Origin of the sequence: Modestobacter muralis (assembly GCF_010682105.1) — a bacterium.
GTDB classification, from domain to species: domain Bacteria; phylum Actinomycetota; class Actinomycetes; order Mycobacteriales; family Geodermatophilaceae; genus Modestobacter; species Modestobacter muralis.
The window spans coordinates 1-13498 of record NZ_JAAGWH010000026.1; the positions used below are offsets into that span (position 1 = coordinate 1).

General features: G+C 73.6%; 11 protein-coding genes. 4 read left to right on the forward strand and 7 right to left on the reverse strand.

Annotated features, from left to right (window positions below):
- Window positions 1-163: 163 nt before the first annotated feature.
- A complete protein-coding gene (locus tag GCU67_RS10285; protein WP_163611133.1) occupies window positions 164-1309 on the forward strand; it encodes an ABC transporter ATP-binding protein in 1146 nt (381 codons plus the stop codon).
- Window positions 1310-1388: 79 nt separating this feature from the next.
- Here the strand turns inward: GCU67_RS10285 and GCU67_RS10290 are convergent, their stop codons facing one another.
- Window positions 1389-1745 carry a Rieske 2Fe-2S domain-containing protein gene (locus tag GCU67_RS10290; protein WP_163611134.1) on the reverse strand — a complete coding sequence of 119 codons (357 nt, stop codon included), beginning with the start codon at window positions 1743-1745 and terminating at the stop codon, window positions 1389-1391.
- Between the two features lie 147 nt (window positions 1746-1892).
- Between GCU67_RS10290 and GCU67_RS10295 the strand changes: the two genes are divergently transcribed.
- Together GCU67_RS10295 and GCU67_RS10300 are read left to right on the forward strand one after the other, a co-directional pair.
- A complete protein-coding gene (locus GCU67_RS10295) occupies window positions 1893-3995 on the forward strand; it encodes a TPM domain-containing protein (protein WP_163611135.1) in 2103 nt (700 codons plus the stop codon).
- Between the two features lie 219 nt (window positions 3996-4214).
- Window positions 4215-5567, forward strand: coding sequence for a glycoside hydrolase family 6 protein (locus GCU67_RS10300; protein WP_211661132.1), 1353 nt, complete (start codon window positions 4215-4217; stop codon window positions 5565-5567).
- A gap of 37 nt (window positions 5568-5604) precedes the next feature.
- Here GCU67_RS10300 and GCU67_RS10305 read toward each other — a convergent pair whose 3' ends face one another.
- The 6 genes from GCU67_RS10305 to GCU67_RS10330 all read right to left on the reverse strand — a co-directional run bounded on the left by GCU67_RS10305 (window position 5605) and on the right by GCU67_RS10330 (window position 12257).
- Window positions 5605-6600 (reverse strand): glycoside hydrolase family 88 protein, encoded by a 996-nt coding sequence (locus tag GCU67_RS10305; protein WP_163611136.1) that lies wholly within the window; start codon window positions 6598-6600, stop codon window positions 5605-5607.
- A 2-nt stretch (window positions 6601-6602) separates the two neighbouring features.
- Window positions 6603-7313: an SDR family NAD(P)-dependent oxidoreductase gene (locus GCU67_RS10310; protein ID WP_163611137.1), complete on the reverse strand. Its 711-nt coding sequence runs from the start codon at window positions 7311-7313 to the stop codon at window positions 6603-6605.
- Complete coding sequence (locus GCU67_RS10315) at window positions 7310-8701, reverse strand: GH1 family beta-glucosidase (RefSeq protein WP_163611138.1); 1392 nt, start codon at window positions 8699-8701, stop codon at window positions 7310-7312. Before GCU67_RS10315 ends, GCU67_RS10310 begins: the two co-directional genes overlap by 4 nt.
- Before the next feature lie 175 nt (window positions 8702-8876).
- Window positions 8877-9779 carry an ABC transporter permease subunit gene (locus GCU67_RS22815; RefSeq protein ID WP_163611139.1) on the reverse strand — a complete coding sequence of 301 codons (903 nt, stop codon included), beginning with the start codon at window positions 9777-9779 and terminating at the stop codon, window positions 8877-8879.
- Window positions 9780-9808: 29 nt separating this feature from the next.
- The gene (locus GCU67_RS10325; protein ID WP_163611140.1) at window positions 9809-10804 is read right to left on the reverse strand and encodes a carbohydrate ABC transporter permease; all 996 of its coding nucleotides are present in this window, start codon (window positions 10802-10804) and stop codon (window positions 9809-9811) included.
- A gap of 124 nt (window positions 10805-10928) precedes the next feature.
- Window positions 10929-12257: an ABC transporter substrate-binding protein gene (locus GCU67_RS10330; RefSeq protein WP_163611141.1), complete on the reverse strand. Its 1329-nt coding sequence runs from the start codon at window positions 12255-12257 to the stop codon at window positions 10929-10931.
- Between the two features lie 200 nt (window positions 12258-12457).
- On the opposite strand from GCU67_RS10330, the gene GCU67_RS10335 reads away from it, so the two are divergent.
- A complete protein-coding gene (locus tag GCU67_RS10335; protein WP_163611142.1) occupies window positions 12458-13486 on the forward strand; it encodes a substrate-binding domain-containing protein in 1029 nt (342 codons plus the stop codon).
- Window positions 13487-13498: the final 12 nt, after the last annotated feature.

Sequence of the window (13498 nt, forward strand, 5' to 3'; positions counted from 1 at the left end):
CCTTCGCCCCGCGCTGCGACTCCGGCCGCGACGACTGCCTCACCGAGGTGGCCGGCAGCACCGTGCCGCTGGAGTCCGACGGCACCGGCCGCGAGCTGCGCTGCCGCCATCCCCTGACCGTGCCGCCCCTCGCCGGGTCGCCGACCACCCCGGGAGCCGACCGATGACCGCCGAGTCCCTGAGTCCGGCGTCCGGACCGCTGCTGCAGGTCCAGGGTCTCAAGGTGCACTTCCCGATCCGCCGCGGTCTCCTCGTCGACCGCACCGTCGGGCACGTGCGTGCCGTGGACGGCGTCGACCTGTCCATCGACCGCGGGACGACGTACGGCCTGGTCGGGGAGTCCGGCTGCGGCAAGTCGACGCTGGGCCGGGCCATCCTGCGGCTCACCGAGCCCACCGCGGGCAAGGTGCTCTTCGACGGCACCGACGTCGCCTCGCTCAAGCCCGAGCCGATGCGGCACATGCGCCGGCGCATGCAGATGGTCTTCCAGGACCCGCTGGGCTCCCTGGACCCCCGCCAGGACGTCGAGTCGCTGCTCGCCGAGCCGCTGCACGCCCACGGCCTGGGCGGGGACAAGCAGGCCATCGCCCGGCGGCTGCGCGAGCTGCTGGACGCCGTCGGCCTGCCCGAGGCCGCGCTGCGCCGCTACCCGCACGAGTTCTCCGGCGGCCAGCGGCAGCGCATCGGCATCGCCCGGGCGATCACCGTCGAGCCCGACCTGCTGATCGCCGACGAGCCGGTGTCGGCCCTGGACGTGTCGGTGCAGGCCCAGGTGCTCAACCTGCTCGAGGAGCTGCAGGAGCGGCTCGGGCTCACCTACCTGGTCATCGCCCACGACCTGGCCGTCGTCCGGCACATCAGCGACGTCGTCGGGGTCATGTACCTCGGCTCGCTGGTGGAGCAGGCGCCCGCCGACGCGCTCTACGAGACGCCGCTGCACCCGTACACGCGGGCCCTGATGAGCGCCGTGCCGGTGCCGGACCCGGTGCTCGAGGACTCCCGTGAGCGGATCCTGCTCTCCGGTGACCTGCCCTCACCCGCCGACCCGCCCTCGGGCTGCCGGTTCCACACCCGCTGTCCCTGGCGGCAGGAGACCCGGTGCGACGACGAGGTGCCGACGCTGCGCGAGCTCGCGCCGCTCCATCTCGTCAGCTGCCACTGGGCCGAGGACATCCGCGACGGGCGGCTGCTGCCGAAGTCGGCCGACGAGGTCGCCGCCACCCAGGGGGTGTCGGTCGGCTCGACCGGCGCCGACCAGCCCGTGGACACCATGATCGGCGGCGTCGACGAGCCTGTCGAGTTCCGGTAGCGGAAGGACCCCTCTACCCCCCCGCCACTCGCACGCTCGCGGCGGGACCCTGCAGAGGGGCCGAGGAGGAGGTCCTCCCTCAGTCGACGACGACGTCGGTTCCCTGGCGGTGGGCGCGGCGCACGCGCAGGCGCACCACCTGACCGAGTCGCTTGACCAGGCCGGTGTAGCCAGGCGTCGGGCCGTGGTAGCCGAGGAACCCGCGCGGGCCGGAGACCATCTCGCCGGTGTGCAGGTCGTAGCGGGCCTGGTGCCAGGGGCAGACCAGGCAGCCGTCGGCGTCCAGGCTGCCCTCCGACAGGTCGGCGAGCTGGTGCCGGCAGCGGCGGGACACGGCGGACAGCCGGCCGTCGGCGTTGACCACGGCCCACGGGCCGGCCGGACGGACGGCGCCGGGCGGCAGTTCGGCAGCGGGGACGTGATGGGGCTTCGGCACGGGGGCCTCCAGGTCGGGGTGAGCCCCGGGCCTACCCCCGCCGCGACGCCGTCAGACGCAGATCGGTCGTGGACAACACGATGGTCGCGCGCGTGGCCTGGCGGGCATGATCGCGCCCGCGGACGCCGGATCGGCGACGATGGGCACATGTCCCGCCTCGCCCGACTGCTCGCCGTCCTGTTCGCGCTGGCCGCCGCCCTGCTCACGACCGGTACCGCGCACGCCGAGCAGCCCGGCCGGCTCACCCAGCCGGTGACCGACCCCGCCGGGGTCCTGGGCGGTGGTGCCGCCGCGGCGGAGGACGCCATCGAGCGGCTGCGCACCCAGGAGGGCATCCGGCTCTACGCCGTCTTCGTCGACACCTTCGACGGCCTCGACCGGCAGGACTGGGCCGACAGCACCGCCGAGCGCTCCGGCCTGGGCGCCGACGGCATCGTCTTCGCGGTGGCCGTCGACCCCGCCGTCCGCTCCTACGCGGTGTCGGTCGACCAGCGCTCCCCGGTCTCCGACGCCCGGCTGCGCGACGTGCTCAGCTCCGACGTCCAGCCGGCGCTGTCGGACAGTGACTGGTCCGGCGCCGTGGTCGCGCTGGCCGACGGGCTGGCCGGTGGCGGCTCCGCCACGGGCACCGGGTCAGCCGGCGCCAGCAGCACCAGCGGCGGCGGCGGGGGAGGGGCGCTGGCCGTGGCCGCGGGCGTCGCGGTGGTGGGCGGCGGCGGCTACCTGCTGGTCCGCAACCGGCGTCGCCGCGGTCAGGCGCAGGAGCAGGAGGTGGCGGCCGCTCGGGCCGCGGACCCGTTCCCCGACGAGACCACCGAGCAGCTCACCTTCCGGGCCAGCGGCGCGCTGCTGGAGCTGGACGAGGCGGCCCGCACGTCGTCCCTGGAGCTGGACTTCGCTCGCGCCCAGTACGGCGACGAGTCGGTGGCCGGGTTCGCCGAGGCGCTGGCGCAGTCGCAGACCGAGCTGCAGCAGGCGTTCACGCTCCGCCAGCAGCTGGACGACGAGGTCCCCGAGGACGAGCCGACGAAGCGCCGCATGCTCGCCGAGATCCTGCGGCTGACCGGCGCGGCCGACGAGCGGCTCGACGCCCAGGCCGAGGCCTTCGACCGGCTGCGCGACCTGGAGCGGAACGCACCGCAGGCGCTGGACCGGCTCACCCCGCAGGTCGCCGAGCTGGAGCAGCGGCTCCCGGCGGAGGAGCAGCGGCTGGCCGACCTGCGCGGCCGGTACGCCGACAGCGCCGTGGCACCGGTGGCCGGCAACCCCGCGCAGGCGCGGGCGCTGCTGACCGCCGCCGGTGCCGAGATGGCCGACGCCCGCGACCTGCTCGGCGCCGGCACCGCCGGCAAGGCGGTCGCCTCGGTGCGCACCGCCGAGGACGCCGTCGCGCAGACCCGCACCCTGCTCGACGCCATCGGCCGGCTGGCCAGCGACCTCGACGCGGCACCAGGCCGGTTGGCCGCGGTCCGGGCGGAGGTCCAGCAGGACCTCGCCGAGGCGCGCAGCCTGCTCTCCGGGAACGGTGCCGGCAGCGGCGACCTCCCGGGGCTCGTCGCCCGCGCCGAGGCGGCGCTGGTCGCGGCCGATGCAGGCGCGGCAGGCCGGCGCACCGACCCGCTGGCCACGCTCCGGCAGCTGGAGGAGGCCGACATCGCCCTGGACCGGTCGCTCGGCGCCGCCCGGGACGCCGCCACCCAGTCCCGCCGGGCCGCGGCCGCCCTGGACCAGACCCTGCTCACCGCCCGGTCGGCGGTCGCCGCGGCCGGTGACTTCATCAGCACCCGGCGGGGCGCCGTCGGACCGGAGGCGCGCACCCGGCTCGCCGAGGCGCAGCGCCGGCTGGACGCCGCCGTCACCACCGGTCCGGCCGACCCGGTGGCCGCGCTGGCGGAGGCCCAGCAGGCCGCGACCCTGGCTCAGCACGCCCTCGACCTGGCCCGCACGGACGTCGACCAGTGGTCCGGCGGCGGCTACGGCGGCGGGCCGGGGTACGGCCAGGGCCCGGTGCAGCCCGGCTATGGCGGTCGTCCCGGCGTCGACCTGGGCAGCCTGGTGCTCGGCGGCATCCTGCTCGGAGGCGGGGGCTCCCGGCGCGGCGGCGGTTTCGGCGGGGGCGGCCTGGGTGGCGGCTTCGGGGGCGGTGGACTCGGCGGGGGGTTCGGCGGTGGTGGCGGGCGCCGGGGGTCCAGCGGCAGCTTCGGTGGCTCGGGCAGCCGCGGGCGGCGTGGCGCCGGCGGGGGCTTCTGACCCGGACGGCGAGCCCGTCACGGGACGGCCGGGTGGTCCCGTGCCGATCGCCGTCCGGCCCCGACGGAGAGTTCCGGAACCTGGTCTTGCCATCGGCGACGTCTCGGGAGAAGCTGTGACGGCTCCCACACTCCTTCATCACGGGGTTGCCGCGCAGCGGCGTGAGAGCGCTCCCACAGGGCAACGCGGTCCTGTGGGTCCCCTGACGACAGGACGACGATGTTCTCGAATCCCCTTCCGCGCAGGCGCGCCGCGATCCTGGCCGTCTCGGCCGCCGTGGCGGTCGGCCAGCTGGCGATGAGCTCGCCCGCCTCGGCCAAGCCGGCCCCCGCCCCGGCGCCCTCGCTCACCGCACCCGAGGCGGCCGTCCTCCCGGCCGACACGCGCTTCTACACACCGCAGCCCGACCCCGGCGCGACGCAGCAGATCGCGGACCTGGAGAGCCAGGGCCGGACCGCTGACGCCGCCCTGATCCAGGGCGTGATCGACACCCCGCAGGCGGTCTGGTTCACCGGCGGGACCCCGAAGGAGGTCCAGAAGGAGGTGCACCGCACGGTCACCCAGGCGCGGGCGCACAAGACGGTGCCCACGCTGGTCGCCTACAACGTCCCCGGCCGGGACTGTTCGCAGTACTCCTCCGGTGGAGCCGCTGACGATGCGGCCTACCGCGCCTGGGCCGACGGCTTCGCCGCCGGGCTGACCAAGGCCGGCACCGTGACCGTGATCATCGAGCCGGACGGGCTGCCGCTCATGCCCGGCGACTGCCCGGACGGCACGTACGACGACGCCGCGTTCGTGCCGACCGACGAGGGCCGTCTGGCCGACATCAGGTACATCGGGGAGGCCATCGAGCGCGCCAACCCCGCCGCCCTGGTCTACCTGGACGCCGGGCACACCGGCTGGCACAACGTCGGCAGCATCTCCGACCGGCTGCAGGACGCCGGGGTCGAGCAGTTCCAGGGCTTCTCGCTGAACACCTCGAACTACCAGTACACGGCCAACCTGACCCAGTACGGCACCTGGATCTCCCAGTGCCTCGCGATCCTGCCCGACGACTACACGCACGAGGTGGACGCGGACCCCTGCCCCAACCAGTACTGGAACGGCGGCCCCGCCAACAACTACACCGGCGTGGCACTGGACCCGATGAAGGAGTGGAGCGACACCGCCACCGACCCGACGGCGAACACCCTGGGCATCAACCAGCGGTTCGACGCTCTGCTGGGTGGCACCGTGCCGACCGAGCACTTCGTGATCGACACCAGCCGCAACGGTCAGGGTCCGTGGGCCCCGGACGCGGGCGTCACCTACCCGGACCCGCAGACCTGGTGCAACCCGCCCGGCCGCGGCCTGGGTGCCACCCCGCAGGCCCAGCCCGACGCCGACTTCCCGCTGCTCGACGCCTACCTCTGGGTGAAGACCCCGGGGCAGTCCGACGGTGAGTGCAACCGCGGGATCGCCGGCAGCACCACCGACCCGGAGTGGGGCGGCATCGCCGACCCCGCCGCCGGTGCCTGGTTCCCGCAGCAGGCCCTCGAGCTGGCCCAGCTGGCGGTGCCTGCCCTGCGCTGACCGACAGCACCACCACCGAACGGCCCGGGGCGCCGCGTCACGACGACGCGGCGCCCCGGTGCGTCGAGGCCCGCCACCGCAGCGCAGCAGAGTGCGCCAACAGGAGGAAGGCCTGGGCCTCCGGGGAGTGCCCGGGGCGGTCGAAGTGCGGGGCCGCGCTGGCGCCCTGCACCCGGCCGAGCTCGTCGAGGCGGTCGACCACGGAGCCCAGCAGTGACTCGCCGAGCGCGCCGTCCGCCGGTGTCAGCCAGCCCTCGGCGGCGCCGGTGAGCGCGGCGTAGCCGAGCATCGCGGCCACGTTCGTGTCGGCGGGGCCGTCGGGGTCGTCGAGCACGTCCCCGAACAGCCCGTCGGGACGGCGCAGCGGGCGGCAGGCGGCCAGCAACGCCCGCACCTCGGCGGCCAGCTCGGCGCCGGGCGCCCCCGGCAGGCGGCGCACCGCCCGGGCCGCGCCCGCCGCCACCCAGCCGTTGCCGGTGCCCCAGGCGCGCGGGTCGGCGAGGGCGCCGGCGTCCTCGTCCCAGCGTGCCGCCCACAGCCCGGTGGCCGGGTCGCGGAGCCGGGACCGGTGCCCGCGGAACTGGGCCAGCGCAACGGCCGGCTCACCGACCGCGGCCAGGAACGGCACGACCATGAACACGCTGTCGGCCCACACCTGGCGGGAGACGGTCAGGTGGAAGAGCGTGCCGTCGGCTGCGCGCGGTGCCCCGGTCAGCAGCCAGCCACGCTGACGCCCGGTGGCCGCGGCCAGGCCCGCGTCGCCGGTGCGCGCGGCGAGCAGCGCGACCAGCTCGCCGACCGCACCGCTGTTCACCGCGCAGACCGGGTCCAGCTCGGCCAGCCGCCCGTCGGGCAGCTGCCGGGCCACGGCGTCGTCGGCCAGCACGCGCAGCAGGTCGGTCGCGCCGGCGTCCCCGAGCGCGGCGGCCGTCACCCCCTGGTCCCAGGAGTGCCGCTGCATGAGGAGCAGACACAGGAGCACCCGCTGCCGGACGTCGTCGTCCAGCAGCGGGTGCGGTGTACCTGGGGCCATGGTCAGAACGGGATCTCGGCGCCGTCCTTGAAGAACCGGCCGGTCACCGACGCGGGCTCGGCCAGCAGCGCCATCGCGCCGTCCGCGCTCTCCTCGACCGTGCCCGGCGCCTGGTCACCGCCCAGGTCGGTCTTCACCCAGCCCGGGTCCAGCCCGTTGACGGCCACCTCGCCGCGCAGCTGGGCGGCCTGCACGAGGATCAGCCCGTTGAGCGCGTACTTGCTCACCCGGTAGCTGGCGATGCCCGGCTCGGCCGCCCCGAGAAGCGTGCCGGCGCCGGAGCCCACGTGCACGACCCGCGGCTCACTGCCCGCCCGCAGTGCGGGCAGCAGTGCGATCACCAGTCGGTGCGGTGCCAGCAGGTTGACCTCGAGGGTCGCCTCCAGCGTGCCGGCCGGCTCGTCCTCGAACCGGTCGGCGTGGGACAGCATCACCCCGGCGTTGCTGAACAGGACGTCGAGGGCGCCCCACCGGGCCGCGACCTCGGCGGCCAGCCGGGCCGGGGTGCCCGGGGCGGTCAGGTCGGCCACCACCGGGACGAACGTGCCCGGGCCGCTGACCTCGGCAGCCACCTCGTCCAGCAGTGCGGCGTCCCGGGCGGTGCCCAGGACGTCGGCACCGGCGGCGACCAGCCGCCGGGCCACCGCCCGCCCGACGCCCCGTGAGGCGCCGGTGAGCAGGACCCGGCGGCCGGTCAGGTCGACCTCCGTCACGCGCCGGCCTTGTACTGCCGGATGACCTCGGCGTACGCGTGGGCGCTGTCCTTGGGGGTGCGGACCTGGGTCTCGTAGTCCACGTGCACCAGGCCGAAGCGCTGCTCGTAGCCGCGGGCCCACTCGTAGTTGTCCAGCAGCGACCAGGCGAAGTAGCCGCGGACGTCGGCGCCGGCCTCGATCGCGGTGACCATGGCCGCCAGGTGGGCGTGCAGGTAGTCGACCCGCTGCTGGTCGTGGACCTGGCCGTCCTCGGCGACCTGGTCCGGCCACGCGGAGCCGTTCTCGGTGATGAACATGGGCAGCCCCGGCGCGATCGCGCTCAGCCGGCCGAGCAGCTCGGTGAAGCTGTCGGGGTTGACGCTCCAGCCCATGGTCGTGGTCGGGCCGTCCTGCTCCTCCTCGCGCACGTCCTCGCAGCCGATGAACGTCGAGGGGCTCTTCGGCTCGTGGCCACCGCTGACGACCGCGGCGTAGTAGTAGTTCACGCCCAGCCAGTCGACCGGGGTGGAGATGACCTCGAGGTCGCCGTCCTGGATGGGCAGCGGGGCACCGGCCTTCGCCAGGTCCTCGACGACGTCGGCCGGGTACTCGCCGGTGACGATCGGGGTGATGAACATCCGGTTCTGCTGGCCGTCCTGGCGGCGGGCGGCGTCGACGTCGACGGCGGAGTCGCTGGCCGGGGACATCGGCGTGAAGTTCAGCGTGATGCCCAGGTGGTCGGCGCCCTTGTCGCGCATCACCTGGGTGGCCAGGCCGTGGCCCAGCAGCAGGTGGTGCACGGCCTTGGCGGCCTCGGCGGAGTCCGTGTGGCCGGGGGCGTGCGCGCCGGCCTGGTAGCCCAGCAGCGAGCTGCACATCGGCTCGTTCAGCGTCGACCAGTGCGGCACCCGGTCACCGAGGGCGTCGTAGACGATCCCGGCGTAGTCGGCGAAGCGCTGGGCGGTGTCCCGGTTGGTCCAGCCGCCCTCGTCCTCCAGGGCCTGCGGCAGGTCCCAGTGGTACAGCGTCAGCCACGGGGCGATCCCGGCCTCGGAGATCGTGTCGACCAGCCGGCGGTAGAAGTCCAGCCCGCGCTGCTCGATCGCGCCCTTGCCCGCGGGCAGGATGCGCGGCCAGGAGACGGAGAAGCGGTAGGCGTCCAGGCCCAGGTCCTTCATCAGGGCGACGTCGGCCGGGTAGCGCGTGTAGTGCTCGACGGCGACGTCACCGGTGTCGCCGTTGAAGGTCTTGCCCGGGGTGTGGCTGTAGGTGTCCCAGATCGACGGGCCGCGGCCGTCGACGTCGTGGGCGCCCTCGATCTGGTACGCCGCGGTGGCCGCGCCGAGGGCGAAGCCGGGCGGGAGGGAGAGGCCGGAGGGCGCGGAGCGCACGTCGGTGGAGGTCATGTGGTGGAGCTCCTCGCTGGTGGGTCGGTGGGGCAGCACGCCGATGGGTGGCCGTGCCGGAGTGATCGGGGTGGAGTCCTGAGGTCGGCGCGCTGCTGGTGCGCGGGCCGACCTCTGCAGATTGCCCTGTCGAACGTCGATCAGCAGGTCCGGGCCGGTCGGGGGACCGGGGCGGTCACCCCTTGACCGCGCCCTGCATGATGCCGCCGACGATCTGCTTGCCCAGGATCGTGAAGACGATGAGCACCGGCAGGGTGCCCAGCAGGGTGCCGGCCATGATCACCGACTGCTGCGGGACGTAGCCCGAGCCCAGGCCGGCGAGCGCGACCTGCACCGTGGGGTTGGCGTTGGTCAGCGCGATCAGCGGCCAGAAGAACTCGTTCCAGGCGGTGAGGAACGTCAGCATCGCCAGCACGGCCATGGCCGGGCGGGCCACCGGGACGACGATCGACCAGAAGATCCGGAAGGTCGACGCACCGTCGACCTTGCCGGCCTCCAGCAGCTCGTTGGGCAGCGACGAGATCAGGTACTGGCGCATGAAGAACACGCCGAAGGCGCTGACCAGGGTCGGGAAGATGACCGCTTGCAGCTGGTTCACCCACTGCAGGTCGGCGATCATCATGAACAGCGGGATCACCGCGAGCTGGGTGGGCACCATCATCGTGCCGATCACCAGGCCCAGCAGCAGGCCGCGGCCCTTGAACTGCAGCTTGGCGAAGGCGAACCCGGCCAGCGTGCAGAAGAAGACGGTGCCCACGGTGATGCTGCCGGCGACCAGGACCGAGTTCAGGATCGCCTTGCCGATCGGCGCCTGCTCCAGGGCCAGCTTGAAGTTGTCGAACAGGGTGGCGTTGGGCAGGAACGGCGGCGGGGTGGCCGCGATCTCGGCGTTGGTGTGCGAACCGGCGACGAGGGTCCAGTAGAGCGGGAAGATCGACACCAGCGCGGTCAGGGTCAGCAGGGTGTAGGTGACCGGGCCGGGCTTGCCCACCCGGTTGCCCTTGCCGCTCTTGCGGGTGACGGGCCGGTCGACCGGCTGCACCGAGGTGGTCTGGGTGCCGGGGAGAGCGGTGGTCACTGGGTGCTCCTGGCGGTCATTGCCGGCTCCTACCGGTCGGCCCGGTTGCGGAGGCGGCCGATGACGGCGTTGACCCCCACGACGAGCAGGATGATCATGAACATGGCCCAGGCGGTGGTGGCGGCCTGGCCGATGTGGAAGTTGCTCCAGCCCTGCTGGTACATCAGCAGGCCGAGGGTCTGGTACTGCCCCGAGGAGCCACCGGAGGTCGTGCCGTTGCCGGCGAAGAGGAGCGGCTCGCCGAACAGCTGCACCGCCCCGATCGTGGAGACGACGACGGTGAACAGGATCGTCGGGCGCAGCGACGGGATCGTCACGTGCAGGAACTGCTTCCACTTGTTGGCGCCGTCGATCTCCGCGGCCTCGTAGAGCTCACCGGGGATCGACTGCATGGCGGCCAGGTAGATCAGCGCGTTGTAGCCGGTCCAGCGCCAGGTGACGATCGCGGCGATGGCGACCTGGCTGCTCAGCGTGCCGGCCTCCCAGTCGATCCGGTCCATGCCGAACGCCTGCAGCACGGTGTTGATCAGGCCGTAGTCGCGGCCGAACAGCTGGGCGAACACGAGGGTGGCGGCGGCGATGCTGGTCGCGTAGGGCATCAGCATCACGGTGCGGAAGAAGGTGCGGTTGCGGATCTTGTAGTTCAGCAGGTGGGCGAGGCCCAGGGCCATGCACAGCTGGGGGACCGTGGCCAGCACCCCGATGGTCAGGGTGTTGCGGGCGGCGTTCCAGAAGAACTCGCTCTGCAGCAGGTTGCGGTAGTTGTCCAGGCCGACCCACGTGCCGCCGTCGATGTTGGACAGGCTCGTCTTGTGCAGCGAGATCCACGCCGTGTACAGGAACGGGTAGAGGCTGAAGGCGGCGAAGAGCAGGAAGAACGGGGCCACGTAGGCGTAGCCCCAGCGGTTGCGGGTGAGCGACGTCCGGCGGCGGGCCGGAGGGCGGTCGCCGGTGGAGGCGGTCGGGGGAGCGGCCCGGGTGGCGCCGCGGAGGGCCTGCCGGGGGGTCTGGCTCGCGATGGTCATGCGGGGCCTCGAGGTCGTCGGGGACGGGCTGGGACGGCGGGGTGTGCGGTGCCGAGCCGGTGCCCGGGAGCAGGGGTCCGCTCCCGGGCACCGTGTCCGGGGGGTGCGTGCCGAGCGGGGTGGCTCAGCCGCCGATGACCTGCTCCGCGACCTTGAGCGCGTTGCCGAACGCCGCGTCGGGCGCCGTCCCGTTCGAGGCGATGTCGGTCAGCGCGGTGGTGAACGCCTCCTGGATCTGGGTGTCGTACGCCCCGATCGGGGTGCGCTGGATGTTGTCCGCGGACTCACCGAAGATCTGGCCGATCGGTGCGTCGCTGAAGTACGGGTCGCTGAAGTCGACGACCTGCGGGTCCTCGGCCGCCTTCGGGCTGGACGGGAAGTGCGCCGCCTCCACGAAGGTCTTGACCTGCTGCTCAGGGGCGGTGAGCCACTCGGCGAGGTCCTTGGCGGCCTCGACGTTCGGGCCGTCCTTGGGCACGCCCAGGTAGGAACCGCCCCAGTTGCTGGCCGCCTCGCTCGAGCCGGGCAGCGGAGCGACGTCCCACTTGCCGGCGCCGCCCTCACCCATCTGGGAGGAGATGTAGCCGAGCATCCAGGCCGGGCAGGCGATGGTGGCGAAGGCGCCGTTGGAGAAGGCGGCGTTCCACTCGTCACCGAACTGGGACAGGTTGGCCGTCAGGCCCTCGCTGGCCGCGGTGCTGGCGTAGCCCCAGGCGGTCTTGACGCCGTCGCTCTCCTCGGGGATGGGGTTGCCCTCGGCGTCGTTGTAGGCGGTCTCGCCCTGGTAGACCGAGGAGGAGAAGATGCTGGCCGGGCTGTCCAGGAACTTGTTCGTGGACTTGGTCTGGTACTGGCGGGCGACGTCCAGGTACGCCTCCCAGGTCGGCCACAGCTGCCCGACCTGCTCGCGGTCGGTGGGCAGGCCGGCGGCCTCGAAGAGGTCCTTGCGGAAGCACATGGCCTGCGGGCCGGTGTCGGTGCCCAGGCCGATGGTCTTGCCGTCCTCGGTGGAGGCCTGACCCCACTTCCAGTCGTAGAAGTTGGCCTCCAGCTCGGCGGCGTTGTCCTCGGCGGCGAAGTCGACGAAGGCGTCGGCGTGGTTCTGCACGACGTCGGCGATGAAGCCGATCTCCAGGCCCTGGATGTCGTCGAGGCCGGAACCGGCGGCCAGGCGCGTCTGCAGCGACTTGTAGTACGCCGCGGACTGGGCGATGTTGTTCTGCTTGATCGTCACGTTCGGGTGGAGCTTCATGTACTCGTCGTAGAGACCGGCGTTGTCGAAGTCCATGGTGCCGAACGTCCCGACGGTCAGGGTGACCGGCGCGTTCGGGTCGTAGGCGGCGGCGTCGGCGGCGGCGTCGCCGTCACCGTCCGAGCCGCCGCAGCCTGCGGTGAGCAGCACTGCGGCCAGAGCCGCTCCGAGCACTGCCTTGCCCCTGTTGGGATGGATCAACACTGACCTCCTGGGTGGCCCCGGGACCGTGCTCCGATGCACCGTCCGCCGGGGGCGTGAGAACGCTCTCACGGCCGTGACCGAGAGAGTGGTCCGCGCCACATCGGAGTGTCAAGTAACAGTTCGGCAACGTGGCGGCAGCTGGTGCCGAGGAGGGCGTGTGCCCACAATGGGACGCCGCCGCCCGACCCAGGAGCCCCGTGACCGGAACCAGCACTCGCGTCTCCTCGCCGACCCTGGACGAGGTCGCCGTGCTCGCCGGCGTCTCCCGCGCGACGGTCTCCCGCGTCGTCAACGACTCCCCGCGGGTCAGCCCGGAGGCCCGTGAGGCGGTCCGGGCGGCCGTCGCGGCGCTGAGCTACGTCCCCAACCGGATGGCCCGCAGCCTGGTCACCCGGCGCACCGACACGATCGCGCTGGTGCTCTCCGAACCCGACGCGCGGATCTTCTCCGACCCCTTCTTCGCCAGCATCGTGCGCGGGCTCAACGGCGCGCTGGCCAGCACGGACATCAACCTGGTACTGCTGACCGCCCGCGACGAGCGGGAGCAGGAGAAGGCCGGCCGGTTCGTGCGCCAGGGGCACGTGGACGGCGTGATCCTGATGTCGCTGCACAGCCACGACGTGCTGCCCGCCCAGCTCATCGCCGCCGGCATGCCACTGGTGCTGTGCGGGCGCCCGCTGGACGACCGGCCCGTCGCCTGGGTCGACGCCGACAACGCCGGCGGCGCCCGGCTGGCCACCGAGCACCTGCTGGCCGGTGGGCGCCGCACCGTCGCGACCATCTCCGGCCCGCGCGACATGGTCGCCGGCCTCGACCGGCTCGCCGGGTACCGGGACGCGCTGGCCGACGCCGGGCACGCGGCCGACCCGCGCCTGGTCGTGGAGGGGGACTTCACCGAGGGCGGCGGCGCCCGGGCGATGGAAGAGCTGCTGGTCCGCGCGCCCGAGCTGGACGCGGTGTTCGTCGCCTCGGACCCGATGGCCGTGGGCGCGCTGCGGGTGCTCCGCGCGGCCGGCCGCGACGTCCCCGGTGACGTCGCGGTGGTCGGCTTCGACGACGCACCGGTGGCCCTGCGCAGCGACCCGCCGCTGACCACGGTCACCCAGCCGCTGGAGGAGATGACCCAGGTCATGATCGAGCTGCTGCTCGCCCAGGTCGACCGGACGACCGACGACGTCCAGACCCGGGTCTGCCCGACCCGGCTGGTCAGGCGCGCCTCCGCCTGAACGGAGCCTCGC

What these genes read in the sequence shown, in the direction of transcription:
- GCU67_RS10285 (WP_163611133.1), top strand. Translation starts at nt 164, where the DNA reads ATGACCGCCGAGTCCCTGAGTCCGGCGTCCGGACCGCTGCTGCAGGTC.
- GCU67_RS10295 (WP_163611135.1), top strand. Translation starts at nt 1,893, where the DNA reads ATGTCCCGCCTCGCCCGACTGCTCGCCGTCCTGTTCGCGCTGGCCGCC.
- GCU67_RS10300 (WP_211661132.1), top strand. Translation starts at nt 4,215, where the DNA reads ATGTTCTCGAATCCCCTTCCGCGCAGGCGCGCCGCGATCCTGGCCGTC.
- GCU67_RS10305 (WP_163611136.1), bottom strand. Translation starts at nt 6,600, where the DNA reads ATGGCCCCAGGTACACCGCACCCGCTGCTGGACGACGACGTCCGGCAG.
- GCU67_RS10315 (WP_163611138.1), bottom strand. Translation starts at nt 8,701, where the DNA reads ATGACCTCCACCGACGTGCGCTCCGCGCCCTCCGGCCTCTCCCTCCCG.
- GCU67_RS10325 (WP_163611140.1), bottom strand. Translation starts at nt 10,804, where the DNA reads ATGACCATCGCGAGCCAGACCCCCCGGCAGGCCCTCCGCGGCGCCACC.